Raw genomic sequence first — 25,738 nt, 5'->3', positions numbered from 1 at the left:
AACGTAAAATGCTTAGCTTAATTTTCGTTCAATAAGATTATAAAAATCTTGCAGTGTCACTACACCAATGAAGTCTTCGCCGACAAGTTTTACTCCGAAGTTAGATTCTATAGCAACAACCAAGTCCACAAAATCCAAACTATCCAGCTCTAAGGTTTCTTTTAAGTTAGCTTCTGCGGAAATGTCATCCTCCTCCACTTCAAACTCGTCAATAAGAAAGTCGTTTATCTTATCAATGATAACTTCTTTATCCATTATCTCTCGCTTATTTTTTAATTATTAATGCTGAATTTGTCCCTCCAAATCCAAAAGAATTGGACAAAAATACATCAAATTTTTTATCTATTGTTTCCGCCACCAAATTTAATTTTGACGCCGCTTCATCAGGTTCACCAAGGTTTATATTGGGCGCTATAAAGTCATTCTGCATCATCAAAATAGAATAGATTACCTCACTTGCCCCAGCCATCCAACACTCATGTCCTGTCATAGATTTTGTAGAACTTACATAAGGCCCATTTTCACCAAAAACAGACAAGATAGCCTTTGCTTCATTAGCATCTCCAACCGGAGTTGAGGTAGCATGGGCATTAACATATTGAATATCCTCAACCTTAATCGCTGCCTGTTCAATAGCCATTTTCATGGCTCGAGCAGGTCCGTCTACATTAGGAGTAGAAATATGGTCTCCATTGGAAGAAAATCCATACCCCAAGACTTCCCCATAAATGGTAGCACCTCGCTTCATGGCAGATTCATAAGTTTCCAAAACCAAAGTCGCAGCACCTCCACTAGGCACAAGTCCGTCCCTATCTTTATCAAATGGCCGCGATGCCTTTTGAGGCTCGTCAGTATGTACTGAAAACACACCCAAACCATCAAAACTTGCCATGGCCATTTTGTTGATCTCCTGTGCGCCTCCACAAATAATGCAGTCCTGCATACCACTTTTTATCAGATGATAAGCCATCCCGATGGAATGCGAACCACTGGCACAAGCGGCACTCACGGTAAAATTCACGCCCTTCAATTTAAAGATGGTAGACAAGTTCATGGTTACCGAAGAATTCATCCCTTGGAAAATTGCACCAGACCCGACCAAAGTAGTATCTTTCTTTTCCCTAATTTTATCTACAGACTCAATAACCGATTTAGCGGTACTATCATTTCCGTACAAAATCCCGACTTCATTTTGATCTAAAAAGTCCTGTTCGATTTTAGCATTCTTCAAGGCTTCTAAAGTAGATATATAAGCATATTCCCCTTCTTCCCCCAAACTAATACGCTGACGGCGCGAAAGCAAGCCTTTTAAGTTTGGTTGAGAGACCATTCCTGTTAACGGAGATCTGTAGCCAAAGGCAATACGGTCTTCATCTACAACAATACCTGATTTCCCCTTATAAAGAGACTCCTTGACCTGCTCTAAATTTTCCCCGATACAGGAGTAAATTCCCATTCCCGTAATTACAACTCTTCTCATCCAAAACCAAAATTAGGAGTAAATTCCTCCATTAATATTTATAACTTCCCCAGTGATATACGATGCCTTAACTGAAGCCAAAAACGCTACGGCATGCGCTACTTCTTCCGGCTCCCCAAATCTATTAAGAGGAATCATATTTTTCAATTCCTTTTCATCAAGTTCTGCGGTCATATCCGATTTTATAAATCCCGGCGCCACCGCATTTACGGTAATTTTTCGCTTGGCCACTTCCTGCGCCAAAGCTTTAGTGGCTCCAATCAATGCTCCTTTTGCAGCAGAGTAATTAGTTTGACCAGCCGTTCCTTTAACCCCTGATACCGAAGCAACATTTACAATACGACCATAACGATTACGAAGTAACTTTTGGATAAAGAAATTGGTCACGTTATAAAAGCCATTCAAGGAAGTATTGATTACGTCCTGCCAGTCGTTTTGAGGCATCCACATAAACAGACCGTCCTTTGTAATACCTGCATTGTTAACAATTACCTCAACAACTGCTTCTTTATTAGCTTCCTGCCAACCTCCCAAAACAGAAGCCACCTCTTCAGCATTAGCTACGTTAAACTTGAGGATTTCTGCAGTATTCCCTTCAGCTTCCACTGCCTGCTTGGTTTCCTGAGCCGCAGCTTCATTACTATTGTAATTAATTAAAATATGGTAGTTGGTATCTTTTGCTAATTGAATACAAATGGCTCTTCCTATTCCTCTGGAACCACCTGTGATTATGGCACACTTCATTTAATTAGTTTTTAAGCGGATATTTATTGCAATTATAGGGTTTATTGGAATAATTCCAAATTCTCAAACTCCATATCTTTCAATATTTCTCCATTGGTATTGATGTAGTACCAGGACTTCTTTTCCTTTACCCTAGCCAAGCCATCAATAAACCCTTTTTCATTATTTCTTTTGAACACCGAAAAGCCACTTGCTGTTATATCGTATTTATCGTCTATCACCAAATCACCTTTTGTATTGATAAAACCCCATAATTTAGAAAGTTTTACAGGCGCTAAACCATCCTTGCTAAATATCTCGGCATCTTTATATTGAAAAGGAATAACCTCTTCACCAGCTCTGTTGATATAACCCCAATTCTTGTCTTTCATTACAGGTGCTATGCCATTTACAAAGGCACGGGCCTTTTCATAAGCTGGCGCGATTTCCCATTTCCCTTCGGCATTTACAAATCCCATTTTACCATCCTTCTCTGCATAGGTAACTTCTGGATTATACATAAAGTCCCATACTTTTTGGGCTCCTTCTACTTCTTTAAAAGCACCATTCGAAATGATGCCATACACACCTCCCTTAGAAACAATAACCTTGTCGTGATATACATTACTCACACCATCATACTCTGTAGGCACAAAATAGTTCCCAGATCCATCTACCAAACCCCATTTTTCATTCTCCTGAACTTTGGCGTAGCCATTAACAAAGCCAAAAACCTTTGAAAATTTTACAGGAACTACAACTTCGCCTTTGGCATTAATAAAACCTACTTTGTCGCCCTGTCTTACAATGGCATAACCTTCTTCAAAATCATAAAGTTTATCTGTAGTAACGTCTTTAAGAATCTGCTCCCCATCAGTATTGATATAGATCCACTGATTATCTTTTAATACAATTGCCACTCCAGAATCGAAGGCCTTTGTTTTTTCAAACATGGGCTGAATGGCCCATTCACCTTTTCGATTAATGAAGCCCCATTTTTTATCATCGGTCATGGCTTCTGCCAAATCTCCCGAAAAATTCTTGGCTATTTTAAATTGAGGTTTGATTTGCCAGTCTCCCGTCTTGGTGATGTACCCAAATTTACCATCTTGATTGGCCAACGCAAGATCCTGCGCCACCATTGAACAAATGCTGCATAAAAACAGCCATAGGAAAGATTTAATTTTCATGATTAACAGCTTTATATTAATAATTTACTTAACAACAATTAGCCCTTGCAACCAAATTTCCCTCGGCATGTTAAAAATCAGACCACTTAGTGCGCCATGATAAACTCCTTCACCTTGTTCACAAAAGGATACATAGCAACATCTTCCTTAAATGCAGGTACAAGAGCTCTTATATCTTCATACATCTGTTTTGTTTTGGAAGAAACCTTGTTTTGCAATTCCAAGCATTCAATCGCCTGAACAATGGTAATCATTTCTATACCTATTACCTCAAAAGCATTCTCGATGACTTTCTTGGTTATCAAGGCCGCATTGGTCCCCATGCTTACAATATCCTGATTATCGTTATTGTTAGGAATACTGTGCACATACATAGGGTTGGACAGCATTTGGTTTTCTGCAGTTGTGGAAGTTGCCGTAAACTGCACGCCCTGCATTCCAAAATTAAGTCCTAAAGTCCCAAGATTTACAAATGGAGGAAGAATATCGTTCAACCTTGCATTGAGCAAATAGTTCAATTGACGTTCGGCCAACATACTTGTTTTGGCAACAACCGTTTTGAGTTTATCCATTTCCAAAGACACATAATCCCCATGGAAATTTCCGCCGTGATACACGTGCTGCTTTTCTACATCTACAATTGGATTGTCATTAGCAGAATTGACTTCCTCTATCAAAATCTTCTCTACACCTTTCAAGGTGTCCAACACAGGACCCAGAATTTGGGGCACACACCTTAAAGAATAGTACTCTTGTACCTTTTCCTTAAATACGGAGACATCATCATTATTGGTATACAAATGATGCTCTCGTTTTCGTGTCAATTGGCTATCCTTTAAATGCTCACGCATCCTTTTAGCAATTTCACGCTGCCCCACATGCAGTTTCGAAGCATTTAATTCTTCCGACAAGTGATCATCATAAGCCTGCACAATTTCATTTATGGCCGCAGAAGATGATGTAATCCATCCCAACAACCTTTTAGTATAAAGCACATTTACTATACCAACCCCCGTCATCACAGAAGTTCCGTTCATTAAGGCCAACCCTTCTCTAAGCTCAACAGAAATAGGCTGAAGTCCTTCCAAATCGAATACTTCTTTGGTGGCTCTTCTTTCTCCCTTATAAAACACTTCTCCTTCACCGATTAGCACCAAGGCCAAATGGGCAAGCTGTACTAAATCGCCACTAGCTCCTACCCCTCCATGCTCATAAATTAAAGGAATGATATTTCTATTGATCAATTCGGTCATTAACTCAATAACCGATACATGTACGCCAGAATACCCCAAAGAAAGTGTATTCAATCTCGCCACCATGGCAGCTTTCACGTACATAGGCGCTATAGGTTGCCCCGTCCCAGAAGAGTGACTTCGTATTAAATTGTATTGTAACTGGATGCGCTCAGAATCCTTGATTTTGTATTGAGCCATGGGCCCAAAACCCGTATTCACCCCATAAATGACCTTGTTTTCAGAAAACGTCTTTAAAAATTTAAAGCTCTTCGTAACACGTTCCACCACCGTTGGGTGGATTTGGATTGGAGTGTTCTCAAAAATAATTTTATAAAAATCTTCAATTCCTAGTTTCCCGTCAAATGTCAGCATCTATATGTATAAGGTTATTTTTATGATTAAATTTTAATAACTGAAACGAAAGTAGTTATTTTGGTTAGCAAATTTAAAATAATAAATGAATTTATTCCACTAAGCACATGAGCGATACCACTGTTGATGTTTTAATCATAGGAGCAGGCCCTTCAGGCTGTGTGTCAGCCGCCTATTTGCACAAACAGGGCCTTAAAATCAAGGTGATTGAAAAAAGTAAATTTCCACGATTTGTGATTGGGGAAAGCCTTTTGCCTAGATGCATGGACCACTTTGAAGAAGTAGGACTATTAGACTGCTTGAAAGCCCAAAATTTTGAGGTAAAAGCTGGCGCTCGATTTTTAAGGGATGATATTGTTTGTAATTTCGACTTTAGCCAAAAACACACCGAAGGTTGGAACTGGACTTGGCAAGTCCCTCGAGCCGATTTTGACAATACATTGGCTCAAGAAATCCAAAGCTGGGGTGTAGACATACAATTTCAACATGAAGTGGTTGATGTGCACATTAAAGAAGATGGCACTTCAACAACCATAATAAAAGATGAAACAGGAAACGAATATTCTGTAAATGCGAAATTCATTGTGGATTCCAGTGGTTACGGAAGGGTATTACCAAGACTTTTGGATTTGGATAAGCCCTCCTCCATTCCCGAACACTCTTCAATTTTCACCCACGTAAAAGACCTCAAACGTCCCGAAGGAAGAGAAGGCACATTGATAACCTTTGACGTTCTAGACAAAGACACTTGGTTTTGGGTCATTCCCTTCTCAAATGGCATTACCAGTATTGGTTTTGTAGGCAAAAATGAATTGATCGATGCTTATGAAGGTTCCAACACAGAAAGGATGAAAGCCATGCTCAAACTATCCAAATATTACCAGGACCGATTTGAAGGTTTAGATTTTGAATTTGAACCTGTATGCATTAGAAATTACTCCAAAGCTGTTAAAAAATTCTACGGAAAAGGATTTGTATTAACCGGTAACAGTGCCGAATTTCTAGATCCTGTATTTTCATCGGGTGTCACCTTTGCCACGGAATCTGCGCTTCAATCGGCGAAATTGATTGCTAAAGAATTAAAAGGTGAATCCGTTAACTGGGAAGTAGACTATGCCGATTACATCAAATATGGTGTGAACGTATTTGCCACCTATGTGAAGGAATGGTACACTGGAAATCTGCAAACGTTATTCTTCCACCGTCCAGAAAACCAAGATGTGAAACGACAAATATGTGCGGTTTTGGCAGGCTATGTTTGGGACCAAACCAACCCATTTGTAAAAAAACACAACCGGATTGTAGCCTCCTTGGCGCACCTCATCAATATGGAAAGAGAAAAAAGCGAATAGGTTTCTATTCGCTTTTTTAAAGCTCCTTTATTCCAAAGTTCTTCAACAGTAAACTGGACTTATTATATTCACTATAAAAATTATTTCTGAGCTAAAATTCAAAATCTAGGACCAGCAAAACTTCACCCAAAACACTCTTCAAAATCCAAGTAATTTTCACTATCTTAAATCTTGATTTTCAAACCCTAAACAATCACAAATTCTAGTTAAAGGTTCTCATTTTAAGCACCAACAGAAATAACTTTATATCAATCAATAATTAAATGACCAATGGGCAAACTCCAAAACACTCGCAACTATGCCATATTTTCCTCATTGGTTCTCTCCATAATTTTAACCATTGCATGTAAACGCTCTGAGTCTGCAAACAATACCAAGCAACAAAAGGCTGCGGCTTCAGTAATATCTCCCTCGAGTCCATCCACCCCATCAGACTATTCAAAATTACCCATCAACATTCCTGAAGAGAAGTTTAAGCCATTGCTTACTTTCTACAACCAAAAGCTTATAGACCATCTTCAAAAAGAACTCTATGCCAATCCACAGTGGAAACGCCTTATTGAAAGCAAAAAAATGTCGGTTGGCGTGGTAGACCTCAACAATCCTGAAAAACCCCGTTTTGCTTTTCTCAACGGAGATGTCATGATGTACGCAGCCAGTCTACCAAAAATTGCCGTGCTATTGGCAACTCAGGATGCCCTTGAAAAAGGAGAATTGGAAGAAACCGACGAGATTTTGAAAGACATGCGGTTAATGATCAGCAAATCTAACAACCAAGCAACTACAAGACTTATAGACAAATTAGGGTTTGAAAAAATTGAAAGCGTGGTGCGAGGCCCCAAATACCAATTGTATCAAGAAGACAAAGGTGGAGGCCTTTGGGTAGGCAAACGTTATGCTGCCTCTGGTCCTACCAATAGGGACCCTCTAAAAAACCTCAGCCATGCAGCTTCCGTAACCCAAGTATGTCGTTTCTATTACATGTTGGTCAATGGTAAATTGGTAACAAGGGAACGCTCCAAAAAAATGTTGGACATTATGGAAAACCCCGAATTGCATCACAAATTTGTAAATACTTTGGACAGAATTGACCCTGATGCAAGGCTATTTAGAAAATCTGGGACTTGGCAAAATTGGCATGCAGATTCTATTTTGGTTTGGGGTGAAGAAAGAAAATATATTTTAGTAGCTTTGGTAGAAAACCAATTTGGAGAACAGATTATCAGGAACTTAGTCGTTCCCGTTGAAACTGCCATAAAGATGTAACTATGCCCAACACCAAAGGACTCAAAGCCTACCTACTAAGGGTATTTGATATCAATGAAGACGAACTGCAAAAAACACTGTTGTTGCAGCTCAATATTTTTTTGATTGTTACCACCCTTCTCATTGTAAAACCAACCATTAATTCCATCTTTTTATCACAACTTACTGCCAAAGCACTTCCTATTGGCTACATTCTCACGGCCATTTTCGCCATTGCCGGCTCCTATTTTTATGACAAGGCTCTCGAAAAATGGTCCCTTATAAAAATCATCAACCGCACATTTCTAGGTTCAGTTCTCATACTGATTCTATTTGGTGTGGCCCTAAATTTACATCTCGGATTACGGTATTTGCTTTACATCCCGTATGTATTTATCGCCATTTATGGTCTGTTGACTACCTCACAATTTTGGCTCTTCGCCAACATGCTTTACAATGCAAGGGAAGCCAAACGTGTTTTTGGATTTATTGGCGCAGGGGCTATTGCCGGGGGGATTGCAGGAGGATACATCACCTCGCTCCTTTCCCTATTCATGCCCTCGGAAGACCTACTGTTTGTTGCCGCAGCCTTATTGTTTTGCTGTATTCCAACCACCCGATACTTATGGCGTTCAGAAATTATTAAACACCATAGCCGATTTGTCACACACAAAACCACCCAAAACGGACAGTCACCCTTAAAACTTATCAAGCAATCACACCTTTTATCCTTATTGGCAATTGTCATTGGAATAAGTGTGATTGTGGCCAAATTGGTAGATTATCAATACAACCACTACGCTTCGGAACTCATTGAAAACCCCGAAGAGCTTACTGCATTTTTTGGTTTTTGGCTGTCTACCCTCAGTGTTATTTCATTGGTTATTCAATTGTTCTTTACCAAACATATTGTAGGAACTTTTGGGGTTGGAAAATCACTGCTTTGGCTACCTGTAGGCATTCTTTTCGGCTCCATTCTTCTAGTGTTTCTTCCAGAACTTTGGGTCATCGTTCTCATTAAAATTGCTGATGGAAGTTTAAAACAATCAGTCAACAAAGCCGCTACCGAACTTTTGGTAATCCCCATCCCCATTGATATCAAGAAAAAAACAAAAACCTTTATCGATGTGGTCATCGACAGTATTGCTACGGGTATTGCCGGATTCTTGCTCATCTTCATTATCAACGGACTTCAATTGCACCGCATTTACGTAAGTCTACTCACCATAGCCTTTATTTGCGCTTGGATCTATTTCATTTTCAAAGTGAAAAAAGCCTATATTTTAGCGTTCAGAAAACTATTGGATACTTCGCATCCTAAAAGCGATAAGGAAGACGAACCAAAACCAGAACTCCCCGTCACTTCCATTATCAATAGTGTGAAACGGGTGTTTGAACAAGGCACGGAATCACAAATTTTGCATATGTTAAACCGAACTTTGGAACAACCAGATGAGCGTTTTTTTGATGCAATCAAAGGACTTCTCAATCATAACTCACCAAAAGTAAAAGCCTTAGCCATAGAGAACCTATACTTTCTAAAAAAGGAAGATCTTTCAGCAACTATCGAACCCTTGATTTATGATCCAGACCAAGAATTGACTACCAATGCCCTAAGGTATATTATCCATAAAAACAGAAAACATCCAAAAACCGTATTTGAAAAATATATCAATAGCGAAGACGAATCTATCAAAAATGCGATGCTCATAAGTTTATCTTTAGAGCTTCAGAACAAACATCAATTACTTCAAAAATTTGAATTTGAAAATTGGCTTGAGAAAGCTATTGAAGAATATAAAAACAGTGCTGATCCTGTTTACAAAAAACATAAAATACTTTCTATTTTAGAAGCCATAGGCCATTCCAAACTAAAAAAATACGATTATGTCCTTACTTCTGAATTCAACAACAAAGACCCAGAAATTGCCAATGTAGCTATTACAAGCGCCGGAAGCTCCAAGTCTTTGGATTATGTAGAAGCCATTGTAGACCAATTGTCTCGAAAGGAAACTAGAGAGACTGCCATGGAAGTGTTGCATAACTACGGCCCTAGTATCATTGAGGTTTTGGTTCAAAAAACTTTAGATGAAGATCTCCCTATCGATGATGCCCATTTCATCCCTTCCGTCATTGAATCGTTTTCTTCGCAGCAGGCTGTAAACGGTCTTATAGAACTAATCGACACCACCGAACATGCAGTGACCATTGCTGCTATCGAGTCATTACAACATTTAAAATGGGAATATCCTTCACTAAAAATCAAGGATCAGTTTGTGGTAGACAAAATTTTGGACGAATGCCATTTGTACCAAAGTACCCTTTCGTCCATTCACTCGCAAATCATACTAGACTTTAAAGAAAAAAGCGAACACAAGGACCACACCGCTATTGACGATGCCAGAAGGGGACTTATGAGAATCTTGGAACAGCGATTGGACCGTCAATTGCATCGCATCTTTAAGTTTTTAGGGATTAAATATCCTCCTCACGAAATTGAACCAATTTTGGATATCATCATTAACGGTGAAGAAGAGCAACGCACCAATGCCATCGAATTTTTGGATAATGTCTTGGACATGCACCTGAAAAGAGAATTGATTCCAATAGCAGAATCTGTCATTATTTCGGATAAAATTTCTGAAGAGATGATTGACAAACTGAACCTTACGGTTTACAGTGAATCTGAATGCTATAAAGTGCTACTGCAACGACACGACATAAAAATCAAACATGCCGTATTGTATTTGATAGAAAAATTAAACCAGAAAAAATTCATCCCCTTAATAGACATTTTATTGAACGACCAAAGTAAAACCGTCAGGCAACAAGCACATACAATTAAAGAGCAACTGCAAGCACTTCCTTAATCTCGCATTAAAGCATCTATTTTGGAAGCCAACATTAAATGGTCATATGCTGAATTTTTATTGAGCACATTGGACATTAAACAGACCGCATACCTCGAACCATCAGGCTGCTCCACAATGGCCACCGAGTTCATATAATTATACACGTTTCCTTCGTAATCGCCGCACCCAGGATTTTTACTTCGGTCGCATTTATAAAAACTCCCTGATTTAAAATACACGGCGGCACTGTCCAATTTTTTGGAGGCCGCATATCTAATCCGTCTATCAGTTAAATACAACAAACGTTTCATCTCTAAACTAGAAGCTTTATCTATAAACGCCCCCTTTTCCAAGGCCACCATATATTTCATCAAACCAATCGGTGTCCCAATGCTACCGCCCGTTCCTGGAATATGTCCTCCAGCCCCATTGGTAAAAAATTTACCCAAACGCCATTCATCCTCAGTAATCCCAATATCCCGTAAAGGTTGGTTAACAATTTTTATCGCCAATTCAGACAGTTCCTTTTTAGGCGTTTCTTTAAAGTAAGTCTCAGCTTCTTCAAACGTCAAATCTGGATATTTATCTTCAAACACATGCATCAATAAAGCTTCACGCCACACCACACTGGCCGCCCCATTATTACTTACTGACACCATATTATCCAACCACTCATAAAGGGTAAACACATCCTTTTCAGTCACTTTCCGCTTTACCATTTTTTTGGTTTCCAAATTATAAACAGGCACTGTATGATGGTCATACAAAGCCCAATCTCCTGCTTTTATATTTTTTGCTTTCATCAAGGCTAGTCGCTTATCAAAATCGTTTGGATAGACACGACAAAGGCCTTCAAAAAATGAAGCCAACACCACCAGTTTCCCAACACTTCCTGGCTGATACCCCTCTGCTTCCCTATGTTGTGCATAACGCACAGGACGGCCTTTGGTCATATCCAAAACTGTCAAGGAATAGTTTTTATCCAAACCTTTAAAAAGGGCATTCACTTTCTTTTGGAGAGGTTCATCCACCGCAGGAACGCCTAAAAATTCATCTTTTCTATCCAGTAAATTCAACTCTATGGAATCCATTGGATAAAAAGCACCTGCTGGAATTCGATTACTTTCTATCTCCCCTTTTTTAACCTGTTCCCAATACACCAAACGTTTAATTCCCGTACGGTCATACCCGTCGATAGGATAAAAAGAAGACAACGAAAGCCCTCCAACAATAATGAGAATACCAATGCCAAATCTTAATTTCATAACTTACAGTTTTGTATTGAGTGAAAGTGTTTTTTGCATGTCCACCTTAGGAGAAATAGACTCCAAATAGGTAGAGCTCTTGGCTCGCTTATTTTCTACGAATGGCCTTACCTGAAACAACCACAGTTTTCCATCCTTAAAGCCTAACTCTACATCATAAGGCCCTTGAATCCCTTGAGCTTCCATTTTATCCACAAGCGTTTTACTGAACATGTTCACCTGCCTTCTAGTCTCAGGACTTACAATAGGTGTTTCAAAAGTGGTAACATGCTCCTCAGTCCCCCCTGTTTTTGGCAGTGATTTATAAAAAGGCTCACGGGAAGGCGCAATTAAACGATAGCCCCCATTGGAAGCGATGGCCCAAGTTTCGGCAGCCTGCCCATCAACGGCTCCTCCAACGCCTCTACTAAAAGCTACAGTAATCTCATCAGTTTTTCCTGAAGTAACGCCTTTGGTAATCATCACCCCCGAAAAATCATTGTCCACCCCAGGAATCACCACTATGGAGGGGTACACATTTTCTGGATTAGTCAAATATTTTTGGCGCCATTTAAAGCTACGTTCTGTATAAGGCGACGCCCAAACGGTCTTGATTCCTTTTATGATTTTTTCTTTTTCAAGAACATTGAACAAGGTCAAATTCAAGCCCGCCCCTGTAAAACTTTTAAGGTCTTCCATATTGGTGTCACTCCTCAAGAACACGGGCACACTACCCAATTCACCCTCTAAAATGGAGGTAAACGAAGTTTCCAAATTATCTAAAAAAGAATTCGTCAAAGGCATTTCAATAATCAAATTTCTTAATTGAGCCAATTCCTTTAACTGATAATCTTCGACGGCTTTAGCTGATTCTCCCTGCTCACTCATTTGTCGTGCATTGGCAAAAATACTGTTCAAATATTCCCAGTAAGTCTGTTCCCTTCCAGGAATCGTCTGTTTCATATGCTCTAAAAATACTCCAAAAGGAATCACAAACCCATTCACCACATGGTCTGGAAAATTTTGTTTCAACTCTCCCAAATTGGCAGCTTTCGGCCCACAATAAATGCCAGATGAAGCGGCATTGACCTCACTTAAACTCATCGTAGTATTACGATCCAGTTTGATTTTCTCCACAGGAACCGTAATCATTTCATGACTTTGTTCTGCTTTGCTAAACAGCCTGTGCTCTTCATCGGTCATGTCACTTTCCGATTTCATAATTACAGTTCCAGAATTAGATACCGCATAAAATACTTTTTCGCCGGCATGTTTCTTAAACGAGGCCACATTCGCACTGGAAACTGCGGCATTGGGGATTCCCAAATTTCTGGCCAATAATTGTACATGCGACACAAGATTCCCTTCAGAAACATTTAAAATTCCAGCCACTGGTTTTAAATCGGAAGGCGGCCTTCCAAACACATAAATATTATTGGGATTGACTTCCATATTTTCAGCAGAACCTTCCACAACTACCAATTCTCCAAACGCGTATCCAGTATTCAAACCATGGATGTGACTTTGATTGTTAAGATCCAAAACGTGGTTGCTCAAAGAGGAAGCTTCAGTAATAAAATTCCCCAACTTTCCTATACTATTTCCCAAATACAAGGCCACAGAACCTCTAATCCGGTCATCCAAAAATCCATGAGCCAAAGGTTCGAATCCTTCATAAAGGGACACAACCGGCCCAAAAACGGCACTGTTCTTTCCTGTTCCCCATTCCAATTGTTGTCTGGCCGCGATCAAAAGATCCTGCAACACTTCCAGAGTCGCTTCGTTATTACTTTTTTCAGAAAGAGACACTTGCAACTGGTCCCATTCCCACAACTCTGTATACCCCGAAGCAGCCGAAGCCATACTGAGATAACAGATTTTGTCTGTTAAGGATTTTAAATCTTCCTCGGTATATTCGGCAATTTGTTTGGTGATCAACAATTCCAATTTTAGGGACAAATCGAATAAGGCCAAACGCCCTTGAGGCGTGGACTCTTCCAACATATGCTCCCTAATGAACCACATGGCATCAGCCGACGCTTCGATGGTTTCAGTGATAGGAGCATTGGTATAGCCTTCAATAAATCCATTGAGATATGAAACGATATCTTTATTGGTCACATCTTTTAAATAATCTGACAACGAGGCCACTTTCATAGGTTCAAAAAATCGCTCCATGGTTGTCACCAATTCATCTAAATCCTTTTGAAGCCCCGGGGTAAGCTTGCTTCCCTGGCTTTTTTTGAATGCTTCAACCTTGGAGATATCCGACACTTCCGGTTGGCCGTGAATTTTAATTCTTAAATTCATAAATGGCTCATAGGCATCTGCAACCGCTTTGGATTGACTGCGCATAAGTTGCGCCACATTATCATCGCCGGTATGCGGCACATCTTTTATCGCCTGACGCAAGAAGTAAAAATGCATTTCAATATAACTGTCATTAGCAAGCAATTCATTAAAAAACGCCTTTCCCCAAGCCTCCTCATCCTCTGCCTGAATAGCTCCTCTGTAAAATTGTGCTTTTCGATGAATCCAGCCATCATCTACAGATTTTAAATATTTCTCCAACATGTACTGCTTGATTCGGGAATGGTAATTGGCCTTATCCCAAAAGGCCTCAACATCGGAAGACGCCAATATCTGCCCCAAATACACATGGTTCTGTTCCCCTAAAGCTACAACCTCTTCCTTATACCTAGCATGTTGCACACCTTCGCCCTCACAAGGTTCCTTGGGCATATTAATGGTTCCATCTTCACAAAACCAACGAATGTCTCGATATGGTCCCCTAGCATCTGCTTTATAGCTCGTAATCATCGATTTGATTTTAGCATTGTCAGTAGTTGAAGAATTGGAATGCTGTGAAAAGACAAATAAAGGAAGACAAAATAAGAAGAAAAGGAGGGCTTTGAATGGCTTCATAGTGTATCAATTTGATTTACAACTAATTTAGAAAAATTTACCATAACTACCTGACACTCTTATAAAAAACAAAATCTTTATATCATCGTTTCTTAAAATCCAACCAACTGAAAATATCACTACCTTTAAGACTCCCCTCCTCGCACCACAACTTATAAGAACATCCAAAATGAATTTCAAATGAAAACCCTTTTTTTATTAATGTGTTGCCCTATACTATTTTTTACCTGTAAAAAACAACCGTCAAATGAAATTTCGTCTATGAAAACTGTCGCCAAAAGTGATTTCACTCACAAAACCATCGTAGATTTATCACACGACTATTCGAGGGAAACAGTGTATTGGGTGACTGCTAAGGAATTTGAAAAAGACACGGTGTTTATGGGGCCTACCGACAAGGGATATTTCTATTCTGCCTTCAACATTTCCACTGCGGAACATGGTGGCACCCATATTGACGCTCCCATCCATTTCTCAAAAAACGGACAATCGGTGGAAGAATTGCCTTTGGAACACCTTATAGGAACAGCCATTAAAATTGATGTTTCTTCCAAAGCACTCCAAAATCCTGATTATTTAATCAGCATTGAAGACCTGACCGATTGGGAAACCAAGGAAGGGAAGCCCATCCCTGACAGCAGCATTGTTCTGTTACAAACAGGATTTTCTAGATATTACCCCAACAAAATGCAGTATCTAGGCACCGAAGAACGCGGTGAATCTGCTGTTGCCAAACTTCATTTCCCTGGACTTTCCCCGGAAGCAGCAGAGTGGCTGGTAACCAACAGAAACATTCACGCCATAGGTATTGACACGCCCAGTATAGATTATGGGCAATCGCAATATTTTAAAAGCCATGTCGTGTTGCTTTCCAAAAACATTCCTGCTTTTGAAAACCTCACCAATTTGAATTTACTCCCTTCAAAGGGATTTGAAATCATTGCCCTCCCAATGAAAATTAAAGGTGGTAGTGGCGCTCCTTTGCGGATTGTAGCGCTTTTAAATCCTTAAGGCAACAACATCTGAACCAATACAGGAAAGTGATCTGAAGGATATTGCAGGTTCCAATTATCACTCAACACCGCATATTTTTCAACTGTGATATTTTTACTTGTAAATACAAAATCGATGCGCTTGGTCACCGGTTCCTCAAAATGGAATCCATTAAAGGTCCCTTCAGGTCCAAAAGTGACAGAGGCAACAGATTTGGAATCATTCAAGCTTTTTGTAATGTATTGAATGCTCTCATGTTCTGCTTCCATGTTGAAATCCCCTGTTAGGATTACAGGATAGTTCTTTTGATTGAGTTCGTTGATTTTTTCAAGAATCAAAATCGCACTGTTTTTTCTGGCCATTTCCCCGACATGATCAAAATGGGTATTGAACATCCAAAACTTTTGCTTGGTGGTTTTGTTCTCAAATAGGGCATAAGTGCAAACCCGATTACAAACGGCATCCCATCCCATAGAAACTTTGTCTGGCGTTTGGGACAACCAAAAGGTAGAAGACTCCAACACCTTTAATTCGTCCTTTTTATAGAAAATAGCTGAATATTCACCTGCATCATTTCCATCATCACGACCAACTCCCAGAAAATCATAATCTGGCAGTAGGTTTTCCATATCTTTCATTTGATTAGGCATCGCTTCCTGAACTCCCAAAACATCCGGCTCATAAAACTTAAGCTGATTGATAAAAAATGGTTTTCGGTTGGCCCAACTATCCTTTCCTTCCTTTGGATAATCCAACTTGATGTTATAGCTCATCACTTTTAAGTCTTGTGCCTGTGCAAAAGTCAGGATGAGCAATCCTAATGCGGTAACTATTTTCTTCATCATTCCACAAATATAACATCTGTTTTTTCTGAAATCCCATTTTCATTAAAGGCTTCTATGCAGAAATAATAAGGGGTATCACGATCCAAACAACGCATGAAATGTTCATTGACATCATAGACCAACCACGATTGATACAGCTTATCCGGAGCAATTCCCCAACGGATGTTATAACCTTGGACACCTTCTACAGGATTCCAAGAAAATGCAGCATCTCTTCTATCCTTTTCACGCTTTACGGTAAATCCATTTACCTTTTTTGGTGCCTCCCCCAAGCCCAAACCAAATACCCGAAACTCCGACATTGCGAAATTTGCTCCCGGCACTTCCACATTTTTGTAACGCACATACTTTGCCGTAACAGGAGTATCCAATACTATATAAGCGTTGGGCGCATCTATATCGCTCTTACTTCGATCTACAACAGTTTGCCATGTTTCACCATCTTCCGATACCTCAATACTGAAGCGATGTCTCAGTCCCTTTACACGCGTATAAACACCTGTTTCATAGTCGTGAAAATTCAATTGAAGTGCATAAATTTTTCCTGGATGCAACATCTCTATTTCTATCCATTGCTGATCATTGTTGGCTTCGGCTACCCAAAATGTTTTAGGGTTTTCATCGGTTAATACTTTTGAAAGAATTGCTTGGTTCGCATTCTTTTCCAGCGGTAATTCTGTCACGGTAATCTCATCATCATTTGAAGTAAATTTCATGATTTGCTTCATAGAAGAGGATACCGTCACATTTCCTTTATACGACAGTAACATCCAACCATTATGTTGCCCTGCTTTTGTAGGATGATTAGGTGCAAACCTTGGGTAGTCTCCATATTCTGTATTGGAATACATCAACCCTTCATCATCAAAATAAGTTGGAAACATACACAAACGACGTTCCCATTGGGCATTGGACGCTAGTGCCATGGTTGCAAAATGCCAGTACTGCCCATTAATTTGCTTAACAGTGATACCATGCCCTGCTCCATTGGTAAAACCACCGGGTTTAAAACTCATAGGGTTATTCTTCATATAAGTAAATGGGCCAAGCGGCGTATCTCCAATATACACACCATCCGCATAGACATTAAACTGCGTTCCTGGAGCTGCATATTGCAAATAGTATTTCCCGTTGTGTTTAGTCATGGAGGCACCTTCCATATACCCTTCTTTCAAGGTTGGATGAAAATTGTTTTCACCAAATCGTTCCCAACCATGCTCTTCTTCAACCAAATTGATCAAATCTTTTTTCACTCCCGTTTCCAAAAAACGATCATCCTTGTTCAACATTTTCACATGAAGCGGATATACATTGGAAGAACCCCAATACAAATAGGTTTTACCATCATCATCAATGAACAATTCCGAATCCTGAATGTTATTGGAAATTGAAGCTGTGGGAGTCCAAGTGCCTTTTTTAGGATTGTCTGTATAAAGAATACTTCCGTAACCCGCTGGATCACCTGCAAAATAGACTAAGGAGTCTTTATAATTAAAGGAGGTTGGCGCATTACAACCCTCAAAAAACCATTGCTGTGGCTTGATGAAATCCCATTTCACCAAATCCTTGGAATGCCAATACCCAAATGATCGCGTTACGAACATATAGTATTCGCCACGAAATTCAATCACCGCAGGATCAGCCCCGGAACGATAGGATATATTTCTACTTGAATTGTAAACCATATAGGTATAATCAATATCCAACGGATTACAATAGGTTTGCCCCTCTCCTTTTTGCTCATTTTTTTCAATTGGCTCAGCTTCCTGAACGACTTCTTGTTTCTTTTCTGAATTACAGGATATCAATAGCAATAAGGCCAATGACAGTATTCCAATATGTTTCATAACTTATAGTTTTGTGTCTTTATCTGTTATAGGGTCATAGGAAGTTCCCTTGTTACCTCTTAAACGCTCGAATTGTTTATAGGCACGCTCCACCTTCTCTTTTGGCGCTTGCTCCAACTCCTTTTCCGTTACTTGATATTGTGCTTCCAATTCCGCTAGGCGCTTTCTTAATTGGGCTTCAATGTCGTCGTATTCAGGGTTCTCAATTTGATTGTGAATTTCCTTAGGATCCTCTTCCAAATCATATAATTCCCATGTATCGATATCATCATAAAAATGCATCAACTTATACCGATTGGTTCGGATGCCGTAATGCTTTTTCACCATATGAAATGCTGGATAATCGTAGTAATGATAATAAACGGCATCTCTAAAATCGGCATCATCCATGGTATTTTCCAATAATGGGCGAAGTGATTTGCCTTGCATATCTTTAGGAATGTCTACACCTGCATAATCCAAAAATGTCTCGGCAAAATCCAAGTTTTGAGTCAAGGCAGTTATTTCACTCCCTTCCTTAATATGGTCTGGATATTTTACCAATAGGGGCATTGCTAGGGATTCCTCATACATGTAACGCTTATCAAACCAGCCCTTTTCACCTAGATAAAACCCTTGATCTGTAGTATAAATCACAATGGTATTTTTATCCAATCCCGTTTCCTTTAAATAATCCAACACACGACCCACACCTTCATCTACCGATGCTATGGTTGCCAAATACTCCTGAAGGTAGCGTTGTCCCTTCCATTCAGCTAAGTCTCTTCCCGATAAATTGGCATCGTGAAAAGCATCATTTTTTGCTTGATAAGCCTTATCCCATGCAGCACGTTGCTCTGCTGTCATCCTATCAAAATCCGTCGTCCAAGGGTTCCATGCCAATTCTGGACTTCCCTTTTCCTTGGTCATTTTTAGATCATGACCTTCATACATATCCTTATAAATGGTTTGCAATTGCTGCTTGGAGCCCAAGGAGCCTTCATGAGCTGTAAAATAGGTGTCGGGCAATGGAAACTTAACAGAATCAAACTTATTGGCATGTCGCAGGGCAGGCATCCAGTTTCGGTGGGGTGCCTTATGTTGCAACATGAGCATAAACGGTTGATTGCCGGATTTCATTCTGTTTAAATAAGCCAAACCTTCTTCGGTGATAATATCTGTGGCATAACCTTCAATACGAGTAGTATCTACCTTTTTAGTCTCCTTATTCACCGAAATAAAATCAGGGTTGTAGTAATTGCCTTGATCGGTTAAAATATTCCAATAGTCAAACCCCTCCGGATTGCCATGCAAATGCCACTTTCCAATAACTGCTGTATTATAACCAGCCCTTTGCAATAGCTTAGGAAATGTTTGTTGGCCACCATCAAACTGCTCCCCGTTCATTCTAAAACCATTGACATGACTGAATTTCCCTGTCAATACCACTGCCCTACTTGGTCCACAAATGGAATTGGTACAAAAGTTATTTTTAAACAACACTCCCTCTTCGGCAATGCGATCAATATTTGGCGTTGGCGCCAATTGGCTTATGGGATGCCCATAAGCACTTATGGCTTGCTCCGCATGATCATCAGCCATTATGTACACAATATTAGGCCTTTGATCTTCTTGGACCAATTTATTTTGCTCTTCCTTTTCCTTACAAGATTGTAAAATAAAAAGAACACATGCTATATATATTAAAAATCTCATGGTGTTTTGGTTTTAATAATTGTTGTTTGAATGACTTCGTTATTCAAAACTGTACTTTCAAAAAAGGCAAAGACCTTATCCAGATCCTCAAATGGAATGGCAGATATTTCATGCCTTCCTCCTTTGACTATATTGAAATAAAAAGGCGTTTCTAAAGTTTCTAACTTTTTCACAATCACTTCAGACCCATCCAATAACAGATAGCCTGGTTTTTCAGGAGTGCAGTAATGATGTGGCGCAGATGAAAAAGGAACCAAATCGTCATCGGTTCCATGATAAAACACACTAGGAACTGCATTTGATTTTGTGATGTACTCAGCATTCACCACAGCGCCCGCGCAGGAAAACATCCCTGCAAATGTTACTTCTTTATAATTTTCCAATTCGTCTGCAAAATACTCTCGCATAAACACCGCATTTAATGTGGCTTCCGCGCCCGCACTACTGCCCCCCGAAATAATATAATTGGTATTCACATGCAATTTCTCAGCATGCCCCACCACATATTTAGCCGCATCGAGATAATCGATAGCCGCCTGTTTGAATACGTTCATTTTCTCCTCTTTGGCACAATCGCAGCCAAACCCTGTTTTGGTATCTTTTCTTAACAATCTATAGGAAATGGAAATTCCTATGTAGCCGTTTTGAGCCGCGTATTCACAAAGCTGAGCATCGTCCTTAAAATCACGCGCGCCACCTGCAAAACCTCCCCCATGCATCCATAACAAGGTTGGAAGTTTATTTCCCAATTTGATATTTTTTGGTGTATAAACATCCATTTTTAAGGTGTCGCTTCCTTTTATGGCATAGGTATAAGTGGTTTTTACTTGAGCCAAAAACGGAAAAGCGAGCAATAAAAAACAGAATGTGATTAAATGCTTCATTTAGTTTAATTTTTCGATTAACAAACCACTAATAACAGGCGTCCCTTCCTCAGGTTTCAAGGAAACTGTCAAACCTTGATTATTGTTGATTTCCAAAGTCGAGGTCATTGTAATACCATATTTTTCAGGATAGGCTTGAGCCATATTGAATCCCTTTTCTATCAATTGATCATTTAAGTACACATCAAAAACGCGTTGTTGTTTTTGGGTTTCCTCCCTTGATTGCGATAAATTATAAATGTTTTCCGAAAGTTTAATTTGGGGCTCCACAAAGAATAATTTCACCCTGTAATTGCCATTTGGAAGATCCACTTTATAAGAAGAACAACCCTCCAACATAGTTTGAAACAAAGGTTCGGAAGTTGTGTTTCGGATGTTATGCGGCATACCTTGATTTTTGTCTTTGGTCATCCCATAGGCCTTGCCGTCTACATAACCATATTCACCATTTACATATTCCTGATCAGGAACAAAAGTGATTTGTTGTGCTTCGTCTGTAAAGAAAAAATGGGCTCCCATATTGATTCCAAAACGATCGAAACCTTCAAAATTCAACGAGCTTGCTTTCACCACTTCAATACATTCCACTTCTTCTCTATTTCCTGAAACAACCATTATGCAATTCGTTCCATTTACAAAAGGCATTTCCAACTCAGCGACACCATCCATAAAGACAATATCCTTAAGTTTTTTGTCATTGAGATATACTGTTGCATTTGATTGATTGCCATATATTTTTACTGGATAGGTATTTTCTCCAATTAAGGTCAAACCTGATAAATTGGTTGCCGCAATATGTAGAAACGGTTCGGCATCGTCTAGCACAGATTTATACCAATAATAAATATCCTTTGGTGTTCTGTCATACTGTACCAATCCTTTTTGGTTGACATGTGGAATGGCATCACCTCGAAACTCAGAACCGAAATCGGCAAAATTCCATGCCGTCATCCCAGTCATAAAAGGTCGTTCCTTTATTTGCCGCACATAGGATTGATGCAATTTCAACTGATAATCTGTTGAAAAATCAAACTTTTTTGGGGTCTGTGTGTAAATCCGAACATCAGCTCCTGGACCGTATTCAGACAATAACATGGAGCGCTTTTGAAACCTATTTTGTTGGTCATCCAAAAAAGTACCTAAACCTTCAATTTCGGCATCGTACCATCCAAAATACAGATTCCAACCCAGAATCATTGGCAAGTCGGCGATACCGGTTTCATTATATACTTCATTCAAATGACAGGCCATAACCGTAAGGTGATTGGGAGCCATATCTCTCGTTAAGTTTTCCAATTGCTGAGCCAGATCCAACGTCACTTTTTTTAAATGGTTCTTTTCTTCTTCGGAAGATTTTCCGTCAAAAGCCAATCTCAAAAAGATCTCATTCATATAACCAAACATCACTACCGAAGGGAAATTGTAATACTGTTTGATATGCTCCTTTTGCATGGTAATAGACGTTTCAAAAAAAGCTTTGGAATCGGTGACTTTATTGACTATTGGAATTTCCGTCCAGACCAAAATCCCCAGTTTGTCACACATATCATATAATTCTCGACTATGAGGATAATGGGCAAACCGAATGACATTTGCCCCCATATTTTTAATGAGTTCGATATCCTTTTTCTGAAGTTCTAAAGGAACCGCATTGCCATAGCCTTTATAATCCTGATGGCGATTAACTCCTATAAGTTTGATGGGCTTGCCGTTTAAAAAGAATCCTTTTTCATAATCTACCGAAACCCAACGAAAGCCAACATTGGTCCACTTATAATCCAAGACATTTTCTTGTTCGTCCAATAACGTTAATTTCAAACTGTACAAATAAGGATTTTCTGGAGACCATAATTTGGGATTATAGATTTCGGGCAGTTTTATTTTGAATTCATTGGAAGTCCCCGAATGTAACTTTAAAGATTCAATTCTCGACTTCACATTAGCGCCTTCTGAGTCCAAAAGCTCCAATTTCAGTTGAACCTGAGCTTTGGCAGTAGCCAAGTTTTCCAAAATAGCGGTTACTTCAATCCCTCCCTTTTCCTTTGAAACATCACAATAATTCACATAAAATCCATCCGAAGCAAAATCCGTGACACTAAAATGTTGCTTGGGTAATGTAATCAGCTCCACATCTCTGTAGATACCACCATAAAACGTAAAGTCGGCATCCAAAGGGGGAATGTTTTCATTATTGGAGTTATCAACCACCACTTCAATCAAGTTGTAAGCATCGAAATTTATAAGTGTTGTAATATTGAAACTAAAGGCAGTATAACCTCCTTTGTGGTTGCCGACAATTTCCCCATTCACATATACCGTTGCCTCTTGGTTGACTGCATTAAATTTTAAGTAATGAATCTTTTCTTTTTCTTCGGAAGCAATAAACACTTGCTTTTTATAGTACCCCAAACCTCTTCGGTAGCCAGGCTGGTCATCAAAGGCATCTTCCAAATTCCAGGTGTGCGGAATGTTTACCGATTGCCACTCAACCTTATCTTCAGAATATTGCCAACCGCTATTTATCGTTTTGGTTTGCCCAAGAATTTCAACACTAATTCCTATGAGAAAAACCAGAAAAAGAACAATCTTATTTTTAATTGGGATGGGCATGGATCTACTTTCAATCAATTAGTTCAAACTCGTTTTCAAATTTAAAATCCGAGCTCGAGGCAATGGCTATTTCAAATGTTCCAGGCTCCACGCCATAAACCATGTCGCTGTTGTAGAACTTTAAATCGTCCGCTGAAATCGTGAACGAAACTGTTTGGCTTTCTCCCTTTTTCAAGAAGATTTTTTGAAACCCTTTAAGCTCCCTTACAGGCCTAGTCACACTTCCTACCTTGTCATGCACATATAACTGTACCACCTCATGTCCATCTTTGTTTCCTGTGTTTGTAATCGTTACCGAAGCTGTAATCGCCCCTGAATTGGTCAATTTATTGGAACTCAATTTGAAATTGGAATACGTAAACGTTGTATAGCTCAAACCATGTCCAAAAACGAACAAAGGCGAATTAGGAGCATCGATGTAATTACTTTTATAATCTTCGCCCGGGTTGCTTTCGGGAATTGGTCTTCCCGTATTTTTCATGTTGTAGTAAATAGGTACTTGGCCAACATTTCTAGGAAAAGTCACCGTTAATTTCCCAGAAGGATTATAGTTTCCAAACAATACATCGGCAGTTCCAGCACCTCCCATGGTTCCGGGAAACCAAACTTCCAAAATGGCATCTACAAAATCCACTTCATCTGAGAGGTTTATTGGTCTTCCATTCATCAACACCAAAGTGATTTTCTTATGGGGATTGGCTTCTCTGATTTTTCGAATGAGCTGTGGCTGAATTCCAGGAATTTTCAAATTGGTCCTTGAAGCGGCTTCCCCACTCATGTGGTGTCCTTCTCCCATCACCAATACAATTTCATCTGCCTTTTTGGAAACCGAAATAGCCTCCTCAAAACCAGAAGTATCTGCTTTTAAAATCTCACAGCCTTTGGCATATAAAATTTGATTCGGTTTCAAATATTCCGAAATCCCTTCAAACACACTTACAGCTTTTCCCTGCCTATCACCTTTAGCAGCCCAATTGCCAAGAATATCATATTCATCTTTTACCAACGGACCAATAAAAGCAATCTTCTTTGTGCTTGTTGAAAGTGGCAAGGCATTATTTTTATTCTGAAGCAACACCGATGAAGCCGCTGCAATTTCTCTAGCTTTGTTTAAAAATTCTGGTTTGTACTTAGTAGTTTCCTCTCGTTGCTCATCAATATATCGATAAGGATCCTCAAAAAGCCCCAGTTTAAATTTGGCCAACAAAATACGTCGGCACGCATCATCTATATAAGCTTCGGATACCTTTCCTTCTTCCACCAAATCCTTCAAATAATCCTTATAAACACCTCCCATCATGTCCATATCTACGCCTGCGTTCATACCAATTCTGGCCGCATCCTTGTCATCTTTAGCAAATCCATGAGGAACCATTTCGTTGATGGAAGTATAATCGGAAACCACAAAACCTTTAAAGTCCCACTCTCCTCTAAGAATGTCCCTTAAAGTAAATTTATTCCCGGAAGTTGGCACCCCATTTAATTCGTTGAATGCCGACATGAAGGTTTCAACACCCGCATCTACAGTTGCCTTAAATGGAGGTAGAAACACATTACGCAACTCCCCTTCTCCCATATTCACCGTATGGTAATCACGGCCTGCTTGGGCAGCGCCATAGGCCACATAATGCTTGGCACAAGCCAAAATGGTATTGGATTTAGATAAGTCGTCACCTTGATATCCCTTGACATAGGCTTTCGCTATTTCACTTCCCAAAAAGACATCTTCTCCTGCTCCTTCAGAAATGCGCCCCCAACGAGGCTCTCTGGACACATCAACCATAGGCGAAAAAGTCCAATGCAAACCTTCCGCCGAAGCTTCTTCAGCAGCAATACGGCAGCTTTCTTCAATCAAGTTTAAATCCCAGCTGGCCGCCATTCCTAAATTGATTGGAAAAATGGTACGATGCCCATGAATGACATCATAACCAAACAATAAGGGTATTCCCAAACGGGATTCTTCCACCGCAACTTTTTGGAGATCACGAGTACCCTTTACCGTAAAGGCATTTAGCATACCGCCCATGTTACCTTCCCGAATCAACTTCCCATTATCGGTCCCAACAATAGGGCCTGTTTGGTCCCAACTTCCACCGTACATTACCGTTTGCCCTATCTTTTCCTGAAGCGTCATAAGCTTCATTAAGGAATCTACTTGAGCTTCATAATTTTGCCCCCAAGATCCTATCCCATAAAAAAAAACTGCTAGAGAGAAGAGCGCCTGCTTTAAATTTTTCATCTTGATT

At 39.6% G+C, this 25,738-nt stretch carries 17 protein-coding genes; 4 read left to right on the top strand and 13 right to left on the bottom strand.

What is annotated here, in order from left to right:
• Positions 1–12: 12 nt before the first annotated feature.
• From ZA06_RS14480 to ZA06_RS14460, 5 genes are all read right to left on the bottom strand, one after another.
• On the bottom strand, positions 13–255 hold the full coding sequence (locus ZA06_RS14480) for a phosphopantetheine-binding protein (RefSeq protein WP_053978207.1): 243 nt from the start codon (positions 253–255) through the stop codon (positions 13–15).
• Between the two features lie 10 nt (positions 256–265).
• Entirely contained in the window at positions 266–1,480 is a 1,215-nt protein-coding gene (locus ZA06_RS14475; RefSeq protein WP_053978206.1) for a beta-ketoacyl-[acyl-carrier-protein] synthase family protein, read from the bottom strand.
• A gap of 12 nt (positions 1,481–1,492) precedes the next feature.
• Positions 1,493–2,224 (bottom strand): 3-oxoacyl-ACP reductase FabG, encoded by a 732-nt coding sequence (fabG, locus tag ZA06_RS14470; RefSeq protein WP_053978205.1) that lies wholly within the window; start codon positions 2,222–2,224, stop codon positions 1,493–1,495.
• Positions 2,225–2,265: 41 nt separating this feature from the next.
• Positions 2,266–3,393: a WG repeat-containing protein gene (locus tag ZA06_RS14465; protein WP_053978204.1), complete on the bottom strand. Its 1,128-nt coding sequence runs from the start codon at positions 3,391–3,393 to the stop codon at positions 2,266–2,268.
• 86 nt (positions 3,394–3,479) lie between these two features.
• Positions 3,480–5,000, bottom strand: a complete 1,521-nt coding sequence (locus ZA06_RS14460) for an HAL/PAL/TAL family ammonia-lyase (protein ID WP_053978203.1) — start codon at positions 4,998–5,000, stop codon at positions 3,480–3,482.
• Between the two features lie 107 nt (positions 5,001–5,107).
• On the opposite strand from ZA06_RS14460, the gene ZA06_RS14455 reads away from it, so the two are divergent.
• The 3 genes from ZA06_RS14455 to ZA06_RS14445 all read left to right on the top strand — a co-directional run bounded on the left by ZA06_RS14455 (position 5,108) and on the right by ZA06_RS14445 (position 10,467).
• Positions 5,108–6,352, top strand: coding sequence for an NAD(P)/FAD-dependent oxidoreductase (locus ZA06_RS14455; RefSeq protein ID WP_053978202.1), 1,245 nt, complete (start codon positions 5,108–5,110; stop codon positions 6,350–6,352).
• A 270-nt stretch (positions 6,353–6,622) separates the two neighbouring features.
• Entirely contained in the window at positions 6,623–7,618 is a 996-nt protein-coding gene (locus ZA06_RS14450; RefSeq protein WP_082332044.1) for a serine hydrolase, read from the top strand.
• Between the two features lie 2 nt (positions 7,619–7,620).
• The gene (locus ZA06_RS14445; RefSeq protein WP_053978201.1) at positions 7,621–10,467 is read left to right on the top strand and encodes an NTP/NDP exchange transporter; all 2,847 of its coding nucleotides are present in this window, start codon (positions 7,621–7,623) and stop codon (positions 10,465–10,467) included.
• Here ZA06_RS14445 and ZA06_RS14440 read toward each other — a convergent pair.
• Together ZA06_RS14440 and ZA06_RS14435 are read right to left on the bottom strand one after the other, a co-directional pair.
• Positions 10,464–11,714 (bottom strand): serine hydrolase, encoded by a 1,251-nt coding sequence (locus tag ZA06_RS14440; RefSeq protein WP_053978200.1) that lies wholly within the window; start codon positions 11,712–11,714, stop codon positions 10,464–10,466. The genes ZA06_RS14445 and ZA06_RS14440 overlap by 4 nt on opposite strands.
• Positions 11,715–11,717: 3 nt before the next feature.
• Positions 11,718–14,618, bottom strand: coding sequence for a PEP/pyruvate-binding domain-containing protein (locus ZA06_RS14435; protein WP_053978199.1), 2,901 nt, complete (start codon positions 14,616–14,618; stop codon positions 11,718–11,720).
• Positions 14,619–14,879: 261 nt separating this feature from the next.
• On the opposite strand from ZA06_RS14435, the gene ZA06_RS14430 reads away from it, so the two are divergent.
• Complete coding sequence (locus ZA06_RS14430) at positions 14,880–15,629, top strand: cyclase family protein (protein WP_053978198.1); 750 nt, start codon at positions 14,880–14,882, stop codon at positions 15,627–15,629.
• On the opposite strand, the gene ZA06_RS14425 is transcribed toward ZA06_RS14430, so the two are convergent.
• The 6 genes from ZA06_RS14425 to ZA06_RS14400 are packed head-to-tail and all read right to left on the bottom strand — an operon-like array spanning position 15,626 to position 25,731.
• A complete protein-coding gene (locus tag ZA06_RS14425) occupies positions 15,626–16,456 on the bottom strand; it encodes an endonuclease/exonuclease/phosphatase family protein (RefSeq protein WP_082332042.1) in 831 nt (276 codons plus the stop codon). The genes ZA06_RS14430 and ZA06_RS14425 overlap by 4 nt on opposite strands.
• On the bottom strand, positions 16,453–18,303 hold the full coding sequence (locus tag ZA06_RS14420; RefSeq protein WP_053978197.1) for a family 43 glycosylhydrolase: 1,851 nt from the start codon (positions 18,301–18,303) through the stop codon (positions 16,453–16,455). The genes ZA06_RS14425 and ZA06_RS14420 overlap by 4 nt, the downstream gene beginning before the upstream one ends.
• A 3-nt stretch (positions 18,304–18,306) precedes the next feature.
• Complete coding sequence (locus tag ZA06_RS14415) at positions 18,307–19,998, bottom strand: sulfatase family protein (protein WP_053978196.1); 1,692 nt, start codon at positions 19,996–19,998, stop codon at positions 18,307–18,309.
• Complete coding sequence (locus tag ZA06_RS14410) at positions 19,995–20,882, bottom strand: alpha/beta hydrolase (protein ID WP_053978195.1); 888 nt, start codon at positions 20,880–20,882, stop codon at positions 19,995–19,997. The genes ZA06_RS14415 and ZA06_RS14410 overlap by 4 nt, the downstream gene beginning before the upstream one ends.
• On the bottom strand, positions 20,883–23,510 hold the full coding sequence (locus ZA06_RS14405; protein WP_205625715.1) for a glycoside hydrolase family 2 TIM barrel-domain containing protein: 2,628 nt from the start codon (positions 23,508–23,510) through the stop codon (positions 20,883–20,885).
• Positions 23,503–25,731, bottom strand: coding sequence for a glycoside hydrolase family 3 N-terminal domain-containing protein (locus ZA06_RS14400; protein ID WP_053978193.1), 2,229 nt, complete (start codon positions 25,729–25,731; stop codon positions 23,503–23,505). The genes ZA06_RS14405 and ZA06_RS14400 overlap by 8 nt, the downstream gene beginning before the upstream one ends.
• Positions 25,732–25,738 lie beyond the last annotated feature (7 nt).

Origin of the sequence: Mangrovimonas xylaniphaga, from assembly GCF_001280435.1 — a bacterium.
Lineage (GTDB): Bacteria > Bacteroidota > Bacteroidia > Flavobacteriales > Flavobacteriaceae > Mangrovimonas_A > Mangrovimonas_A xylaniphaga.
This window is presented reverse-complemented; position numbering and strand designations above follow the sequence as displayed.